The sequence below is a fragment of the Metabacillus arenae genome (assembly GCF_014773385.1).
GTDB classification, from domain to species: Bacteria; Bacillota; Bacilli; order Bacillales; family Bacillaceae; genus Metabacillus_D; species Metabacillus_D arenae.
In genome coordinates this window covers 74,761-91,448 of record NZ_JACXAI010000025.1, presented here as the reverse complement: position 1 = coordinate 91,448, position 16,688 = coordinate 74,761, and the positions used below count along the sequence as shown (strand labels likewise).

The following is a 16,688-nucleotide window of genomic DNA, read 5'->3' as shown; positions in this document are numbered from 1 at the left end:
AAAAGGGGAAGCGTTACCATAAAAAGGTCAGAACAATACACAAAAGAGGAGATACCAAGCTTCAGAAAAAAACTCCCACAAGTACTTGACTCGATCAATTAAATTCGTATATCTTGTCAATTTTGCAGGTTCACTGTTACAATGTTGAGGATAGGCATAGAAAAGTTAAAGTTTTAGGCTTTGATCAAGCCGAATCATAAAACTTTTTTAATACGAAGGAGCGATAGACTCGTGAGTCAAATCACACATCGTACGAAGACGCGTCCCGTTAAAGTTGGAGATTTAACAATTGGCGGAAATAATGAATTAGTCATCCAAAGTATGACAACAACCAAAACACATGACGTTGAAGCAACAGTAGCTGAAATAAACAGATTGGAAGAAGCAGGCTGTCAAGTGGTCAGGGTAGCATGTCCTGATGAACGGGCCGCTGATGCTATTGCTGAAATTAAAAAACGGATCAATATCCCATTAGTGGTTGATATACATTTTGACTATAAATTAGCCTTAAAAGCGATTGAGGGCGGAGCAGACAAAATTAGAATTAACCCAGGAAATATTGGACGTCGTGAAAAAGTGGAAGCCGTTGTTAATGCAGCTAAAGAAAAAGGGATCCCTATCCGAATAGGAGTTAACGCTGGCTCTTTAGAAAAAAGGATTTTAGATAAATATGGATATCCTACTGCAGATGGCATGGTTGAAAGTGCATTGCATCATATCAAAATCCTTGAAGATCTTGATTTTCATGATATTATCGTGTCTATGAAGGCTTCTGATGTAAATTTAGCGATTGAGGCGTATGAAAAGGCTGCTAAAGCATTTGATTATCCCCTTCACTTAGGTATTACTGAATCCGGTACTCTTTTCGCTGGTACGGTTAAAAGTGCTGCTGGTCTTGGAGCTATTCTAAGCATGGGTATCGGAAATACGCTCCGCATTTCTTTAAGTGCTGACCCTGTAGAGGAAGTAAAAGTAGCACGTGAATTGTTAAAATCCTTTGGACTTGCTTCAAATGCTGCGACTCTTATTTCTTGTCCAACATGTGGAAGAATTGAAATAGATCTAATCAGTATTGCAAATGAAGTGGAAGAATATATTTCCACTATTAAAGCTCCTATTAAAGTTGCCGTACTGGGCTGTGCTGTTAACGGTCCAGGTGAAGCTCGTGAAGCAGATATTGGTATAGCAGGAGCCCGCGGGGAGGGTCTGTTATTCCGCAAAGGAAAAACGGTTCGGAAAGTGCCGGAAGAAACTATGGTAGAGGAACTGAAAAAAGAAATTGATAAAATTGCTGAGGAATACTTCGCTAATCAAAATGCTGAAAAAGCAAAACAAACTATTTAATTAAGAATATCGGCAGGCGCTATGTCCCGTTTAGCCAAGGATAAAGTTAAGACGTCCTTTTTGCGTTCGAGCTGAGCAGCGGCAGCTTAATTTAAAGCGCTAATCATTTTAATCTGATTCAACCAAAAGCAGCCAACGGCAAATGCCGTTGGCTGCTTTTTTTCTTTTTAACCATTGAGGTTAAAAAAATGGCTGAACAAATATCCCTAATATAATGGATACTGCTCCAATACCGATAGCCCAGCCGCCTAATCCTTCTGCTCCTCTTCGACGTGCAATAAAGCCGACGATAATACCTGCTGCTCCTAAAATGACAGGCAGAATAAACAAAGATACGATGGATAAAGCTAATGCGATAAAACCAGTTCGCCTGCCTTCGCCTGCTTCTGGCCGATCCTTTTCTTCCGCTCCATCAAACTGTCTTTCACTACCTTGATTTACACCGACTGGAGCTGCAACTTCTGCAGCTGTTTCCTCCATGTACTCATTGTCACGATCAAAAGATGTGCCACGGTAATCATGGTATTCACGCAGATCCTTATTATTTGTTTCTCCGTGATAGTCGTAATTTTTTTCATCTGCCATTTAAATCCCCTCGCTTTCAAAAGTAAGGAGCATTTATAGTATGAGTATTATTCTTTCAACTATAACTGTTAAAGATTACTGCCTTTGACAATCGTTTGTGATCAGTGGAGTGAAAAATCCACATCTGAAGGATTGTTAAAACAGTCAACACGTGCAGTGGTTACAAGTATCTTCGTTAATTTCTTGGAAAATGGGGGTTTACTGCCTGTTAAGAGTGGGATAAACTTAGTGAATGAATACACCCGAGGGAGTTGTACACTATGCTGCGTTTAGGTATCGATATAGATGGAACAGTCACTGCACCCGAGACATTTGTTCCACATTTAAACAAATCCTTTCAGCTTGGTATTAAGTACGAAGATATCAAGGAATATGATCTCACAACAATTTTAAAGATTTCAGAACAGGAATTCTGGGAATGGATGGATAAACATGAACCATTTATATATAAGGAAGCACCGCTTGCACTATATGCGAAAGAAGTACTTGACCAATGGAAGGAATTACATCAGCTTATTTTCATTAGCGCCAGAAGAAGTCATTTAACAAATATTACATTTGAATGGTTTGAAAAACAAAAACTTTTTTATCATCATATTGAACTTATTGGATCCCATAATAAATTAAAAGCAGTAAGGAATAATCAAATCGATGTTTTTTTTGAGGACAAGCATGATAATGCCTGTATGATTAGTGAAGAATTTAATATCCCGGTTATACTATTTAATACTCCTTATAATCAAGACCCTGTTCCTTCAAATGTCTTTCGGGTCGATCATTGGAGAGAAGCAAAGGAAAAAGTTGAGCATTGGTTTTCTAACGACAAACTGTATACTGCTGTAAATAGTGAAAAGGTTTGATCAATTGATCAAACCTTTTCATACGATACCAGATACCGACAAGGGCTTCCGTTTTTTTCCATCTATTGACACTCCGGACATTTTCCATATACTTCAAATTTGTGGCCACTAATTTCAAATCCCGAAAAATTTTCTGCTAGCTTTTCCATGGGGCAGGTTTCAATTTCCTTCGTTTTGCCGCATTGAAGGCAAATAAAGTGATGATGATGATGCGATACAGCGCAAGAAAAACGAAAATGTTTTTCTCCAGACAGCTCTGTTGCCTCTAATATACCTAATTCCACGAATAAAGATAAATTTCGATAAATTGTATCAAAACTCAAGCCTGGGTAGTCATTGATCATAGCTTGAAGGACATCTCTCGCTGTTAAATATTTATTAGAATTCGCAAAAAGCTCCAACATTTCCTCTCTCTTACTTGTATATTTATAGCCTTTTTCTTTCATGGCTAACAAGGCATCTTGTACGTTCATTTACTAAAACCCCTTTGAAGCTTACTACCTATAATCGTAATGATAAGAATTAAAACTGACAGGATCACAATCGTGCCTCCTGGAGCTAAATCTAAATTATAGGCTAAGATTAATCCTATAATAACAGAAATTTCGCCGAATAGTACAGAAAAGAAAACCGTTTGTTTAAATCCTTTTGCGATCCGAATGCTTGCAGCAACAGGCAGAGTCATTAAAGAAGATACGAGAAGAATGCCAACAATCCGCATCGATCCGGCAATGACTAAAGCAGTTGTCAATATGAAAATAAAATGAATCCATTTTGACTGTATCCCAGAAGCTGATGCATATTCTTCATCAAATGAAAGCAAAAATAACTCTTTATACAAAAAGGAAATGACTGCTAAAACTAAAAGACTTATTACCAAGATGATAAATAAATCTGAACGGGTTACAGCCGTTACGCTTCCAAATAAATAATTGAACAAATCTGTATTAAAACCATCTGCCAATGAAATAAAAATGGCGCTTAATCCAATGCCGCTTGAAAGGATAATTGGGATGGCCAGTTCTTGATAATGTTTATAAACCAGCCTTAATTTTTCTATAAAAAGTGATCCTGTAACTGAGAAAGTCATTCCAAGATAAATTGGATTCAACCCAGCAAAACCGGTTAATTTCTTCTCTAACAGCAAACTGGCTGCAATTCCGGCCAATGTAACATGACTTAGGGCATCAGCTATTAAAGACAGCCTTCTTACAACAACAAACACCCCAAGCAAAGGAGCGATAAAGCCAATTAATATTCCTGAAAATAAAGCATTTTGCAGAAATTCATATTGAAAAAAACTGGTAATCATGAGTGATGCCCTCCATGATGGTCATGGGTTAAAACATGGACAGAATGACCATAAAAATCTGAAAGCCCCTGTTCATTTAATGCTTCAAATTCTGCAGAATTTCCATGAAAGTGGAGGTTTTTATTCAAACAGGCAACATGTGTCACTTTATCTGTAATTGTCCCGACATCATGGGTCACTAAAATTAGCGTAATCCCAAAATTTGAATTAAGATCCTCCAGCATTTCATAAAAATTTTGAACAGTGACAGCATCTACACCGACTGTTGGTTCGTCGAGAATCAACAGCTTGGGATCACTTACTAATGCTCTAGCAATAAAGGCCCGCTGTTGCTGGCCTCCTGAAAGTTCACCTATGTTCTTTCTTGAAAAATCTGTTAAACCAACTGCCTGGATCGCCTGGTATACTTTTTCTTTATCTTGCTTTGAAACTTTTTTAAATAGACCTAGTTTTGCTGTCAATCCACTTGATACGACTTCAAAAACTGACGCCGGAAAACCAGTATTAAAGCTATTTGCTTTTTGTGAAACGAATCCAACCTCATGCCATCTTTTAAACTTGTGGATATCCTCTCCAAACAATCTTATTTCTCCTTCTTGAAGCTTTAACAAGCCTAAAAGACATTTAAGGAGTGTCGTTTTTCCTGAACCATTAGGTCCTACAAGACCTAAAAACGAACCTTCTTTAACCGTTAAGTTGATATCCTCCAAAACCTTCTGTCTCTCATATTTATAAGATAAGTCTTTTATCTCAATAATTGGTAATTTCATATTACTCACCTTCATTTTAGTAAGAATCGTTACGATTTATTAGGTAAAAGAAAAATGGCAGCTTTCTTGAAGCAGACCATTTATGCAATATTTATAAAATAAACTTCCCTCTGTGAGGGTTACTTGAATCAATCGGACCTGCAGGCAGTTTTCATCTTCATGTTTCATCAGAAGTTTGACGATTTCCATCCGTTAAGAGTGAATGTTACCATTCAAACATAAGAATTATACATAAAGTGATGAATTAAGTAAAGTAAAATGCTAATGAATAGCTGATTTAAATCTGGCACCCTTTGTTTCTTGGGTATTCATAATGGTAATAAATGCCTGTGGGTCAATCTCATGAATAATAGCTTTTAACTTGGTTACTTCTAGTCGCGTGACAACCGCATATATGACATCCTTTTCTTCGTCTGTGTATCCGCCCTTGCCTTTTAGCTTTGTTGTACCGCGGCCAAGCCTTTGCAATATCGCATCAGAAATCTCTTCAAATTGGTCTGAAACGATAATAATCGCCTTCGTTTCATCAAGCCCTTGAATAATGGTATCGATTGTTTTAAATGCAATATAATAAGTCATTACTGAATACATAGCTTGTTCTGGACCAAACACAAATGCTGCCCAACCAAAAATAAAAATATTAAAAAACATGACAAATTCCCCGACTGAAAAGGGTAATTTTTTTGTCAAAAGGATACCTAGGATTTCAGTTCCATCCATTGCACCGCCATGGCGAATAACCAAACCAACGCCTACACCCAAAATAAGTCCGCCAAAAACAGCAGCTAAAACTGGCTGACTTGTAAATGGATGAAAATGATGGAGAAATGATTCGACAACCGCCAACCCCACTATGCCGAATATCGAAGAAATCATAAATGTTTTCCCAATTTGCTTGTACCCAAAATACATAAAAGGAAGGTTTAATAAGATAACTAATACCCCAAAATTAACAAATGGTATAGTATTTTGTGCTAGATAATCTAATATTAAAGAAATCCCGATAATTCCACCGTCGATAATATTATTTGGCACAAGGAAAAGTTCAATTGAAACCGCTGCCAGTACTGCTCCAATCGCTATCATGATAAAGCGGTAGATTACATGTGAAGTTTTTTCTTTTTTGTGCTGTTTTTTAATTTGAGTCATTTTATTCTCCCTTCCAATGCAAACAAGCTAACGCTTTTTTACTTTATTATATAAAACATTCTGCAAAAAAAGTGCACTTTTTCTTCCCTCAGCCATACATTGTGTTGAGAGGAGGAATAAATTTGATTTTATTTCAAAAAATTATTCAGCAGAAGCTTAACAATATTACGGTTGATGAATTGATGCAGTATGCAAAGCAATACCAAATTGCCATAAACCAACAGCAGGCTGCTGATATTGTTCAATTAATGAGAGGTAAAAACATAAACATTTTCAAAAATGAAGAACGCACAAAATTACTTAAGGAGATTGCTAAAATAACTTCCCCTGCTGTAGCTCAGGAAGTTAATCAACTTTTTCAGAAATTTACTAATTAAATAAGAAAAGCGCAAGCGCCTTGTTCAACCTAGGGCAAGCATAAGACGCAAATGAAATGAAGGTGTTCTTTACCTTCAATTCATTTGTGGCTTATGACCTCAGGCGGGCTAGGCGCTGGAGCTAGACACGAAAACTTGGTACAAAAACTTATACTTTCTTATCTTTGAACGAAAAGCGCAGAGCGCCCGCCTATCGGAGATAAGCACTCGGGCGAGCCAGAATGAGGATGTATGACTCGTCTTAGGCTTTTCCCAGATAAACCGGCGCCTTCAGCTTTTCTTATTACTGATTTTTAATTTTATCAAGAACTCCTTCATCAAATGTTTGATTTCTAAGCATCTCAATTTCAAATTTATATGGTGGTTTTTTATCCTTTTTATCTTCACCGACGTATGGAGTTTCCAATATTTTTGGTAGGTCTGTAAGCTGAGGGTGATGAATAATATAATTCAATGCTTTAAACCCGATATGTCCGAAGCCGATATTTTCGTGCCGGTCCTTTCCTGCACCTTTTACATTTTTACTATCATTAATATGGAGAACTTTTAAACGGTCAAGCCCAATGATTTTATCAAATTCGTTCAATACATCATCAAAGTTATTTACGATATCATATCCGGCATCATGGGTATGGCATGTATCAAAACAGATCGATAAATGTTGATTATGGGTCACACCTTCAATGATTTTGGCCAGTTCTTCAAAATTCCGTCCACATTCAGACCCTTTACCTGCCATTGTTTCTAAAGCAATTTGGACATTTTCCTTTTGATCCAAAACCTCATTAAGGCCCTCAATAATTCTGGGAATCCCTATTTCAGCACCTGCTCCTACGTGTGCCCCTGGATGCAGAACAATTTGCTTTGCCCCAAGAGCATCTGTCCGTTCAATTTCGGACCGTAAAAATTCTACAGCTAATTCAAATGTTGCCGGGTTCGTCGTATTTCCAATATTAATAATATATGGAGCATGGACGATTATTTCTTCAATACCATGTTCCTTCATGTGAGCTCTTCCTGCTTCAATATTTAACTCTTCTATTTTTTTTCGTCTTGTATTTTGCGGGGCTCCTGTGTAAATCATAAAGGTGTTTGCTCCATATGATGCAGCTTCCTCACTTGATGCAAGCAGCATCTTTTTCCCACTCATAGATACATGTGAACCGATCTTAACCATTACTTTCTCCTCCTATTTTCCTCTCCGGTTTAAACGACGCTGTCTCTTTTTTATCTGATCCATCTCTTGGGTCATTTTCTTTTTATAGCCGGGTTTAACTGTTTTAGGTTTTCTTACAAGGCTTTTTGCCATTTTATCAGTTTCATTTGCTGATTTTTTTCTTTTTCTGCGTTTGTGGCGATCGTCCAACTCCTTCCATTCTCCATCGATAAGATCTTTATATTGGAAGGTAATGCCCATTTTTTCAAGTTTATTTAATGCATCTTCATCAGCCAATTCGTAAATTGTCGTTGCAATCCCTGAGTAGCCTGCACGAGCAGTTCTTCCTACACGATGAATATAAAATTCAAGATCTGAAGGCAGCTCATAGTTAATGACATGACTAACCCCCTCAATGTCAATACCTCTTGCAGCAAGATCGGTAGCAACAACAAATTGGAAGTCCAAATCATTAATTTGCTTCATCATTTTTTTTCGTTCGCGCGGGGAGAGGTCGCCATGAATGCGGCCTACCTTTAAGCCTTTTTCTGCTAAACCTTGCGCGACATATTCAGCCTGTTTCTTTGTATTTGTAAAAACGATGGCCAAATATGGGTTGTAAGCTTTCAACATATCATAGAGAACCTTTCCTTTATCGCGATGACGAGAAGGAATTAACACGTGGCTTATATTAACGGCAGTTGCTTGTTTTGGCGCTACATGTGTATATTTTGGATTTTCCATATATTTTTTCAAAAACGGCTTTAGTTTTTCTGGTATCGTTGCTGAAAAAACCAGCATTTGAATTTCCTCAGCCATACTGGATGCGATACGGTCAACATCTTCAATGAATCCCATATCAAGAATCATATCAGCTTCGTCTATTACTAGAGTGGAAGCATTGTGGACAAGGAGAGCATTCTCCTTAATTAAATCATTAATTCTCCCTGGTGTTCCAACAACTAAATGGGGTTGTATTTTCAGTTTATCTATCGTTTTTTGTTTATCTGTCCCGCCAACCATTTTTTTTGTGCGAATTTCTTCTCCATCTGGAGAAAACATTGTCATTTTACCTATTTCTTGATAAATTTGATCTGCTAATTCGCGTGTCGGTGCAGCAATGATTGCTTGTACTTTGTCTTTTTTTGGATTGATTTGATTCAATAGGGGGATTAAGTATGCGTGTGTCTTTCCTGTCCCAGTTTGTGACTGGCCAATCACACTTTCACCCTTCAATGCAGAAGGAATAATTCGTGTTTGGACTTCTGTAGGTTCATAAAATCCTCTATCCGTAATCGCTTCTATTATAAACGGCTTAAGATTAAAAACCTTAAACTTTGATGCTTCCATTAATGACAACTCCTTTTTATATGAACAAAATCGTCTTTTTTAAAATTGCTCTTTTCTGAAAACCAATTGACATTGTTTCAGGGTTGTCCAGCTCCAGCGCCTAGCCCCTCGAGGTCACAAGCCAATCCTCCCCAAAAGGCAAAGACAGCCTTTTCGTGAGGCTTGTCTTGTGCTTGTCGGGGCTGGTCAAGGCGCTTCTGCTTTTCCTTGTTGTCCAGCTCCAGCGCCTAGCCCGCCTGAGGTCACAAGCCAACTTCTTAGAGAGGCATAAGCCCTTTTTCAAGCTCGTCTTGGTACTCGTCCTAGACTTAAGAAAGATGCTGTCTCTTTTCTTTGCAACAACAAAGTTTGCGAAAACAGCTTCAAAATTAACGATGTTCATCCATCAAAACATTATAACTGAAACTTAGTGAAAACTCCAATTTTCATAAGTGTTTAAAAACCTTTTTTACATTTTCGCATAGTTTATAGATAGGATGATTAGATTGTTTGAAAGGAGAAAAATCTATGTTTGGGCAACAACGACAGATGCCGCCTTCCAATTCAAGAGGCTTTTTTCCGCCACGGCAAATGCCTCCCGGGCCTCCTAGCAGAAACGTATTTGGCGGAATGGGCGGCCGGATCCGAAATCAAGGATTTAATATGGGAAATAACGGGTTTAGAAGTTTTCCTGGTCAGCCATTTGGGCAAGGTGCTATGCAAGCTGCTGGAAGAGGTGGAGGACTAAAAGGACTTCTATCCCGCTTTATGCCTGGAGCACAAGGCGCTGCTAATATTCAGGCGGGCTCTGCTGGTGCTTCAGGGGGACTCCAGGGGCTTATGAATCCTTCTAATATAACGGGCATGCTTGGGAATGTACAAAAAGTGCTTGGTATAGCTCAGCAAGTAACCCCAGTAGTTCAACAATATGGTCCCTTAGTAAAAAATTTGCCGGCCATGATTAAAATTTATAGTCAATTAAAAAACAGCGACTCAGGCGATGAGGAAGAATCCACAACGGAAAATAAAGAACCTATTGAAGCAAAAAATCAAAAGGAACCACCTTCTCAAGAAGAAAATGTAGAGAAGCCGTTGAAACAGAAACCTGCCAAACAACCCGCAGCGTCAACCTCATCAAAAAAGAAAAAAAGCAGTGGTGCTTCCATACCTCGTTTATATGTATAACTTTCTTTGTAATCTCCTGTATCTTCAGCTATAATATTAAGAGATTATGAGAGTTTTAAGCCGTGTTTAACGGCTTTTTCTATTATGTGCTCTCCTTTATACCTTTTTAGGAGGAAGATGTATGGAAATTATTAAAATTTCACCGCGTGGATACTGTTATGGCGTCGTAGACGCTATGGTTATAGCAAAAAATGCGGCATTAGATAAAACATTACCGAGGCCAATCTACATTTTAGGAATGATTGTTCATAATAAACATGTAACAGATGCATTTGAAGAAGATGGAATTATTACATTAGACGGAAGCAATAGGCTTGAAATTTTAAAGCAAGTGGACAAGGGTACAGTTATTTTCACTGCTCACGGTGTATCCCCTGAGGTTCGTAAGCTTGCCGAAGAAAAAGGTCTTGTTACATTAGATGCTACTTGTCCTGACGTCACAAAGACACATGACTTAATTAAGGAAAAAGAGTCCGAGGGCTATGATGTTATTTACATTGGTAAAAAAGGCCATCCAGAGCCAGAAGGCGCGATCGGAGTTGCCCCTCACATTGTCCATTTAGTTGAAAATGAAGCAGACGTGGAGAATTTAACACTTGAAAATGACAAAATTATAGTCACAAATCAAACAACAATGAGCCAATGGGATGTTTATGACATCATGGAAAAAGTAAAGCAAAGATTTCCTCACGTAGAGTATCATGAAGAAATATGCTTAGCTACCCAGGTTAGACAGGAGGCTGTAGCAGAGCAAGCAAACGAAGCAGATTTAACTCTTGTTGTCGGAGACCCAAAAAGCAATAACTCCAACCGGTTAGCTCAAGTTTCAGAGCAAATTGCCGGCACAACTGCATACCGAATTGGGGATGTAACTGAAATTCAATTAGACTGGTTAAAAGGCGTTAAGAAAGTGGCTGTAACCGCAGGGGCTTCTACTCCAACCCCAATTACAAAAGAAGTTATCAACTTCTTAAATCAATTTGATGAGAACGATGAAAGTACTTGGGTGCGCGAAAGAAAGGTTCCATTACAAAAAATCTTACCGAAAATTAAATCGAAAAAACAAGCCTAATAAAAAGGAAAGCCCGGTTCACTTTTTAAAGTGGAACCGGGTTTTACTTATAGTTTCCAAAATTAAAATATAAAGGTCATGATAAAGAATGGTACCTTCGCCCTAGCTCTAACGCCTAACGTGGCTGAGATTCCAGAGCCTATCCTCCTAAAACTAGAGTTGCCTTATCAAGAGAGTCTTATAGCGTTTGTACCCTAAGCTTTGAAACGGGTCCACTCCCTAGTTATATAAACTTAAATGGATTAGTATCTACTTCAGAAGGAAAAATACTGACTTCATATTCTTTTTCATTACACATCGATAGGAGAACATTTGTAACTCCTTGCATCATGACCTTTTCAACATGATGCCCGGGATCAATCACATTTAATCCCATCATCATAGCGTCATGAGCAACGTGGAAATATAAATCACCTGTTACAAACACATCTGCACCTTTAAATTTTGCCGTGTGAATATATTTATTACCGTCACCTCCAAGGACGGCTGCTTTTTTCACGATACTGTGTGGAGAACCAACCATACGAACTCCTTCTACCTGAAGTGATTTTTTAATCATCTCTGCAAATTGCTGCAAAGTCATTTCCTCAGGAAGGTTTCCGATTCTGCCAAGTCCTTTTTCCTCCCCCTTATTATCTAAGGGATAGATGTCATAAGCTACTTCTTCATATGGATGAGCCTTTTCCATTGCCTTTATTATTTTTTTCTGAAGGAATGCAGGGAAAATAGTTTCTAAACGTACTTCTTCTACAAATTCCATACTCCCTTTATTTCCAATATAAGGAATACTTTCCTCTAATGGAAGAAAAGTTCCAGTTCCATTAGATTTGAATGTACAATGACTGTAATTTCCAATGTGCCCTGCTCCTGCATTTCCAATCGCTTCACGAACGACGTTCTCTTTTTCTTTTGGAACAAAAACAACAAGTTTCTTTAATGGTTCAGTGAATGTTGGAGCTAACACCTCTGTATCCGTTAAACCAAGTGCTTCTGCTAAAAGGTCATTTACCCCTCCATCGGCAACATCAAGGTTTGTATGGGCTGCATAGACAGCAATGTCGTTTTTCAAGCATTTTTCGATGATTTTTCCAGCAGGCTTGTCTGTTACGATATTTTTTAACGGCCTGAAAATTGGCGGATGATGAGCAATAATTAAATCAACTTTTTTTTCAATCGCTTCATTTGCTACTTCTTCTAGTAAATCTAAAGTAATCATGACATTATGAATCGGTTTATTTAGTGTTCCTATCTGCAAGCCAATTTTATCACCCTCTACAGCGAATCTTTGAGGTGAATAGCTTTCAAATAGTTGGATAATTTCGTACCCGTTTGCTACTTTACTCATGGCATAATCCCCCCTTAACTAAAGCTAATAAATTTTCAAGTTCTTTTCTCTTTGTTTTATTTTCCGGATTATCACTATTTAAACTTAACTTTTCAATAATTTTTTCCCAATGCTCTGCTTCATTGTGCCATTTTTTCTTAAACACTTCATTCTTCTTTTTTAATAAAATAGGTCCCATTAAGAGTCCTGCTTCCAGGTTGATTCCCTCATAAGGCTCATTAGGATTCCCTTTTTCTGCGACAAGCACCTCATAGAGTTTTTGGTCCTCCTCTAAGATTTCCTCCTCTATCAGCCTCCACCCATTGGCAAGGAGCCACTTGCGAATATGAACGGCATGAATATTTGGTTGCAGGATTAGCCTCTTTGCAGAATTCAGCTTGTCTTTTCCCTCCTCGAGAATTTTTGCGATTAGTGAGCCGCCCATACCCGCAATCGTAATACATTGTGCTTCACCAGGGTTAATTACTTCCAGGCCATCTCCCTTTCGAACAACAATTTTCTCCTCGAGCTGATTTTTTTTCACCTGATTCATGGCAGATTGGTAAGGTCCGTTTGTTATTTCTCCTGCAACAGCTCCTTTAGCCAATCCGTTTAAAATCGCATAACAAGGCAAATAGGCATGGTCTGAGCCGATATCTGCAAAAATTGAATCTTTTACTATGTATTTTGCAACAGTTTGTAAACGTTTCGATAGGTTTAATTCGTTCATTCTTTCACCACAACTTTTAAGGTTCTTTTTTATAAGAAAAGCGCATGGCTCTCTGGACATTGATAATTTATTCTTACTGAATAGCGCTTTAATCACATAAGGGGGTCTTAAATTAATAAAAAGTCCTTTACATAAGCAAAGGACCTTCTCATTTTACCACTTTATTGTTCGGTAATCCATTTAGCCAATTCGGCAATCTTATCATCAGGAATGGTGCCCTGGAATGCCGGCATCCCTGAACCTTTACCGTTTGTTACGGTTTCTTTAATTTTATCTTCACCTAAGCTGGTACCCGCAAGAGCAGGACCTACTCCCCCTTCCAGGTTTTGACCATGACAGCTTGTACAGTTTTGCTTAAAGATTTCTTCAGGTGAAGCGTTTGCAACATCTTCCGTTTTTTCCTCTTCTTTTCCCTCTCCCGTTAACTCCTTCATATCGCCAAGACCTTTAAATGATAAAAGGAACATAAGGCCAATGCCGAGTACTGCGACTAAAGCAAAAGGTATGAGCGGATTGCGATTCATCATGTAACCTCCCTTATGTACAGTGTTTCCTAAGTTAGAAATATATAAAAAGATTCAAACAAACTCTATTTTACTTTAATTTTACATGAAGTGAAAGTACAATTAAAAGTTTCTGTAATAAAGTTCACGAATTAGACAAAAAACTTCATCACAAAGGATGAAGTTCCAGGATTGGTATTCTTCAACAGCCGATTTGACGGGCAATGACCATTCTCTGAATTTCGCTTGTACCTTCACCTATTTCACAAAGCTTTGCATCTCTTAATAATCTTTCAACATGGTAATCCTTCATATATCCATATCCACCATGAATCTGAATGGCTTGATTACAGATTTCAGTTGCCGCTTCAGATGCATATAATTTGCACATAGAGGCCTCTTTTGTAAAAGGTTTGCCTAGATCTTTTAACCATGCTGCTTTATAAACTTGATTTCTGGCAAGCTCAAGCTTCATCGCCATATCTGCCAATTTAAATTGAGTAGCTTGGAAGCTGCTAAGAGTATGACCGAACTGCTTTCTTTCCTTTGCATATGCTAATGCACGATCAAATGCAGCCTGAGCAATTCCTAAGGCCATGGCACCTATTCCAATTCTCCCGCCATCAAGTGTGATAAGAAATTGTTTGAACCCTTTTCCTCGTTCGCCCAGCATGTTTCCTTTCGGGACTCTGACATTCTCTAATACTAATTCTGTTGTATTGGATGAATTAAGGCCCATTTTTTCATAATTGTCCACTATTTTAAATCCAGCTGTATCTGTTGGTACGATAATCGCACTGATTTCTTTCTTGTCCCCCGTTTTTCCTGTTATTGCTGTAAGCGCGAGAAATTTTGCATAGCTAGCATTTGTTATAAAGCATTTATTACCGGTGATGACAAACTCATCGTTTTCTTCATTTGCTACTGTCATTGTACCTCCAGCATCTGAACCAGCGTTCGGTTCTGTTAAACCAAAGGCCCCCAATGATTCACCGCTGCAAATCGAAGGTAAGTAATTTGCCTTTTGTTCAGGTGTTCCGAACAAATAAATCGGTGCTCCCCCAAGTGATATATGGGCAGAATAAGTAATTCCGGTTGACCCGCAAGCCCTGCTGAGTTCCTCTGTTACAATCGCAAAACTGACTGTATCTGCTCCGGCTCCACCATATTCTTCAGGAAACGGTAAACCAAGCATCCCTATCTTTCCAAGTTTTTTAAATATTTCCTTCGGAAACGCCTTTGTCTTATCTCGTTCCTCGGCTCCTGGTGCAACCTCACCGTCGGCAAATTCTTTAATCACTTTTTTAATTAGCTGCTGCTCTTGAGTTAACGCAAAATTCATCCTATCTCCCCACCCCTGTATGCGCTTTCAAATTAATTATACGGTTAGAGGTAAATTTTCTCAACTTTTATAATCTTCAATAAAATTTATTCTAATAAAAGCGAGGTAATCTCCAATCGCATTTGCAAAACAAAAGACAATTCAGTAAAATATATGACAAGAAGAATAAATGGAGAAGGTAATGATGTTATTTCCGTAAACTTTATGTGGGCAGACATCACAGAGATTCGGGTACATACCTGTTAGCTAGTAAATAAGCCTTTTTATTTTAATTAGATTAGAAAGCGTTAACATACAATAATTGTTAATATTTTTTATCTTTTCCTTCAGGATTTGGACGTCAAAACAGCAAAAAAGACGGACAATGTCCGTCTTTTGAGTCTATTCCAAGAAATCTTTTAATCGTTTGCTTCGGCTTGGATGGCGGAGCTTTCGCAAAGCTTTTGCCTCAATTTGACGAATACGTTCCCGTGTTACACCGAACACTTTTCCAACTTCTTCAAGTGTTCTTGTACGCCCATCGTCCAGTCCAAAGCGAAGTCTCAATACGTTTTCTTCACGGTCTGTCAAAGTATCTAATACATCTTCAAGCTGCTCTTTTAATAATTCATAGGCAGCGTGTTCAGATGGGGAGGTAGCTTCTTGGTCTTCAATAAAATCACCTAAGTGGGAATCATCTTCTTCACCGATAGGTGTCTCAAGAGATACGGGTTCTTGTGCAATCTTTAAGATTTCCCTTACTTTATCAGGTGTAAGATCCATATCCTCAGCTATTTCTTCAGGTGTGGGTTCACGGCCAAGATCTTGTAATAATTGTCGTTGAACCCGAATTAATTTATTGATCGTCTCGACCATATGGACAGGAATACGAATTGTTCTTGCCTGGTCAGCAATTGCGCGTGTAATCGCCTGTCTGATCCACCATGTTGCATACGTACTAAATTTAAAGCCCTTTTCGAAATCAAATTTCTCAACGGCTTTCATTAATCCCATGTTACCTTCCTGGATCAAATCAAGAAATAGCATTCCGCGTCCTACATAACGCTTTGCAATACTAACAACAAGACGAAGGTTTGCTTCAGCCAATCTGCGTTTGGCATCCTCGTCACCTTTTTCTATACGTTTAGCAAGCTCAATCTCTTCATTTGCAGAAAGAAGGTCTACTCGCCCAATTTCCTTTAAGTACATTCGGACCGGATCATTAATCTTTACTCCGGGTGGTACACTTAAGTCATTTAAATCAAACTCTTCTTCTTCTTTTGCCAGCTGCTGAATATTTGGGTCTGCTGTTTCTTCCTCGTTTTCACCTAGAAGTTCAACACCTTGCTCACCCAAGTGTTCATAGTACTCATCCATTTGGTCTGATTCAATTTCAAAATTAGACATACGTTCTGCAATTTCCTCATATGTTAAAACTCCACGTTTTTTGCCTAATTCAGTTAACTGATCTTTTACTTGTTCTAAGGTTAATTCAGATTCATGGGTTTGTTTATCAGCCATTGCTGAATCCCCTCCTTCCAAAAACTACATCGGTTCAGATAAAAATATTCATCTAAACCTTACGGACATGAACGATTTTGTTATCGTTAATGAACTGTAAAAATCTAAATCCAACTCTTTCTTTTCTCTCCCTGAGCTTGCAAGGGAAGC

The 16,688-nt window shown here is 38.2% G+C and carries 17 protein-coding genes; 5 read left to right on the top strand and 12 right to left on the bottom strand.

The genetic code is table 11. The features are described 5' to 3' along the window. The first annotated feature begins 231 nt into the window (after positions 1–231). On the top strand, positions 232–1,344 hold the full coding sequence (gene ispG, locus IC621_RS18060) for a flavodoxin-dependent (E)-4-hydroxy-3-methylbut-2-enyl-diphosphate synthase (protein ID WP_191160024.1): 1,113 nt from the start codon (positions 232–234) through the stop codon (positions 1,342–1,344). Positions 1,345–1,524: 180 nt separating this feature from the next. Here the strand turns inward: ispG and IC621_RS18055 are convergent, their stop codons facing one another. Continuing rightward, a complete protein-coding gene (locus tag IC621_RS18055) occupies positions 1,525–1,929 on the bottom strand; it encodes a DUF308 domain-containing protein (protein WP_224752624.1) in 405 nt (134 codons plus the stop codon). Positions 1,930–2,189: 260 nt separating this feature from the next. Here IC621_RS18055 and IC621_RS18050 point away from each other — a divergent pair, with 260 nt between their 5' ends. Further along, complete coding sequence (locus tag IC621_RS18050; protein WP_191160022.1) at positions 2,190–2,789, top strand: 5' nucleotidase, NT5C type; 600 nt, start codon at positions 2,190–2,192, stop codon at positions 2,787–2,789. 62 nt (positions 2,790–2,851) lie between these two features. On the opposite strand, the gene IC621_RS18045 is transcribed toward IC621_RS18050, so the two are convergent. From IC621_RS18045 to IC621_RS18030, 4 genes are all read right to left on the bottom strand, one after another. After that, positions 2,852–3,262 (bottom strand): Fur family transcriptional regulator, encoded by a 411-nt coding sequence (locus IC621_RS18045; protein WP_191160020.1) that lies wholly within the window; start codon positions 3,260–3,262, stop codon positions 2,852–2,854. Beyond that, the gene (locus tag IC621_RS18040; RefSeq protein ID WP_191160018.1) at positions 3,259–4,101 is read right to left on the bottom strand and encodes a metal ABC transporter permease; all 843 of its coding nucleotides are present in this window, start codon (positions 4,099–4,101) and stop codon (positions 3,259–3,261) included. The genes IC621_RS18045 and IC621_RS18040 overlap by 4 nt, the downstream gene beginning before the upstream one ends. Next, positions 4,098–4,871, bottom strand: coding sequence for a metal ABC transporter ATP-binding protein (locus tag IC621_RS18035; protein ID WP_191160016.1), 774 nt, complete (start codon positions 4,869–4,871; stop codon positions 4,098–4,100). Before IC621_RS18035 ends, IC621_RS18040 begins: the two co-directional genes overlap by 4 nt. A 261-nt stretch (positions 4,872–5,132) precedes the next feature. Continuing rightward, positions 5,133–6,020, bottom strand: coding sequence for a YitT family protein (locus tag IC621_RS18030; RefSeq protein WP_191160014.1), 888 nt, complete (start codon positions 6,018–6,020; stop codon positions 5,133–5,135). A gap of 122 nt (positions 6,021–6,142) precedes the next feature. On the opposite strand from IC621_RS18030, the gene IC621_RS18025 reads away from it, so the two are divergent. Continuing rightward, a complete protein-coding gene (locus IC621_RS18025) occupies positions 6,143–6,397 on the top strand; it encodes a DUF2624 domain-containing protein (protein WP_191160012.1) in 255 nt (84 codons plus the stop codon). Positions 6,398–6,680: 283 nt separating this feature from the next. Here IC621_RS18025 and IC621_RS18020 read toward each other — a convergent pair whose 3' ends face one another. Further along, positions 6,681–7,574: a deoxyribonuclease IV gene (locus IC621_RS18020; RefSeq protein ID WP_191160010.1), complete on the bottom strand. Its 894-nt coding sequence runs from the start codon at positions 7,572–7,574 to the stop codon at positions 6,681–6,683. Between the two features lie 12 nt (positions 7,575–7,586). Next, positions 7,587–8,903 (bottom strand): DEAD/DEAH box helicase, encoded by a 1,317-nt coding sequence (locus IC621_RS18015; protein ID WP_191160008.1) that lies wholly within the window; start codon positions 8,901–8,903, stop codon positions 7,587–7,589. 507 nt (positions 8,904–9,410) lie between these two features. Here IC621_RS18015 and IC621_RS18010 point away from each other — a divergent pair. Both IC621_RS18010 and IC621_RS18005 read left to right on the top strand, forming a co-directional pair. Further along, entirely contained in the window at positions 9,411–10,067 is a 657-nt protein-coding gene (locus IC621_RS18010) for a YqfQ family protein (protein WP_224752623.1), read from the top strand. 121 nt (positions 10,068–10,188) lie between these two features. Beyond that, a complete protein-coding gene (locus IC621_RS18005; RefSeq protein WP_191160006.1) occupies positions 10,189–11,139 on the top strand; it encodes a 4-hydroxy-3-methylbut-2-enyl diphosphate reductase in 951 nt (316 codons plus the stop codon). 223 nt (positions 11,140–11,362) lie between these two features. Here IC621_RS18005 and IC621_RS18000 read toward each other — a convergent pair whose 3' ends face one another. The 5 genes from IC621_RS18000 to rpoD all read right to left on the bottom strand — a co-directional run bounded on the left by IC621_RS18000 (position 11,363) and on the right by rpoD (position 16,538). Beyond that, positions 11,363–12,484, bottom strand: a complete 1,122-nt coding sequence (locus IC621_RS18000; RefSeq protein WP_191160004.1) for a Nif3-like dinuclear metal center hexameric protein — start codon at positions 12,482–12,484, stop codon at positions 11,363–11,365. After that, the gene (locus IC621_RS17995; RefSeq protein WP_191160002.1) at positions 12,477–13,193 is read right to left on the bottom strand and encodes a tRNA (adenine(22)-N(1))-methyltransferase; all 717 of its coding nucleotides are present in this window, start codon (positions 13,191–13,193) and stop codon (positions 12,477–12,479) included. Before IC621_RS17995 ends, IC621_RS18000 begins: the two co-directional genes overlap by 8 nt. A 161-nt stretch (positions 13,194–13,354) precedes the next feature. Then, the gene (gene cccA, locus IC621_RS17990; RefSeq protein ID WP_191160030.1) at positions 13,355–13,717 is read right to left on the bottom strand and encodes a cytochrome c550; all 363 of its coding nucleotides are present in this window, start codon (positions 13,715–13,717) and stop codon (positions 13,355–13,357) included. Positions 13,718–13,898: 181 nt separating this feature from the next. After that, positions 13,899–15,038, bottom strand: a complete 1,140-nt coding sequence (locus tag IC621_RS17985; RefSeq protein ID WP_191160000.1) for an acyl-CoA dehydrogenase family protein — start codon at positions 15,036–15,038, stop codon at positions 13,899–13,901. Between the two features lie 381 nt (positions 15,039–15,419). After that, the gene (rpoD, locus tag IC621_RS17980; RefSeq protein ID WP_191159998.1) at positions 15,420–16,538 is read right to left on the bottom strand and encodes an RNA polymerase sigma factor RpoD; all 1,119 of its coding nucleotides are present in this window, start codon (positions 16,536–16,538) and stop codon (positions 15,420–15,422) included. Positions 16,539–16,688 lie beyond the last annotated feature (150 nt).

Excerpts from the sequence above, each read along its gene's own strand:
- IC621_RS18030 (WP_191160014.1), bottom strand. The coding sequence starts at position 6,020 with ATGACTCAAATTAAAAAACAGCACAAAAAAGAAAAAACTTCACATGTA.
- IC621_RS18000 (WP_191160004.1), bottom strand. The coding sequence starts at position 12,484 with ATGAGTAAAGTAGCAAACGGGTACGAAATTATCCAACTATTTGAAAGC.
- IC621_RS18005 (WP_191160006.1), top strand. The coding sequence starts at position 10,189 with ATGGAAATTATTAAAATTTCACCGCGTGGATACTGTTATGGCGTCGTA.
- IC621_RS18045 (WP_191160020.1), bottom strand. The coding sequence starts at position 3,262 with ATGAACGTACAAGATGCCTTGTTAGCCATGAAAGAAAAAGGCTATAAA.
- IC621_RS18010 (WP_224752623.1), top strand. The coding sequence starts at position 9,411 with ATGTTTGGGCAACAACGACAGATGCCGCCTTCCAATTCAAGAGGCTTT.
- IC621_RS18035 (WP_191160016.1), bottom strand. The coding sequence starts at position 4,871 with ATGAAATTACCAATTATTGAGATAAAAGACTTATCTTATAAATATGAG.
- IC621_RS18050 (WP_191160022.1), top strand. The coding sequence starts at position 2,190 with ATGCTGCGTTTAGGTATCGATATAGATGGAACAGTCACTGCACCCGAG.
- IC621_RS18055 (WP_224752624.1), bottom strand. The coding sequence starts at position 1,929 with ATGGCAGATGAAAAAAATTACGACTATCACGGAGAAACAAATAATAAG.
- IC621_RS17995 (WP_191160002.1), bottom strand. The coding sequence starts at position 13,193 with ATGAACGAATTAAACCTATCGAAACGTTTACAAACTGTTGCAAAATAC.
- rpoD (WP_191159998.1), bottom strand. The coding sequence starts at position 16,538 with ATGGCTGATAAACAAACCCATGAATCTGAATTAACCTTAGAACAAGTA.
- cccA (WP_191160030.1), bottom strand. The coding sequence starts at position 13,717 with ATGAATCGCAATCCGCTCATACCTTTTGCTTTAGTCGCAGTACTCGGC.
- IC621_RS18040 (WP_191160018.1), bottom strand. The coding sequence starts at position 4,101 with ATGATTACCAGTTTTTTTCAATATGAATTTCTGCAAAATGCTTTATTT.
- IC621_RS18020 (WP_191160010.1), bottom strand. The coding sequence starts at position 7,574 with ATGGTTAAGATCGGTTCACATGTATCTATGAGTGGGAAAAAGATGCTG.
- IC621_RS18015 (WP_191160008.1), bottom strand. The coding sequence starts at position 8,903 with ATGGAAGCATCAAAGTTTAAGGTTTTTAATCTTAAGCCGTTTATAATA.
- IC621_RS17985 (WP_191160000.1), bottom strand. The coding sequence starts at position 15,038 with ATGAATTTTGCGTTAACTCAAGAGCAGCAGCTAATTAAAAAAGTGATT.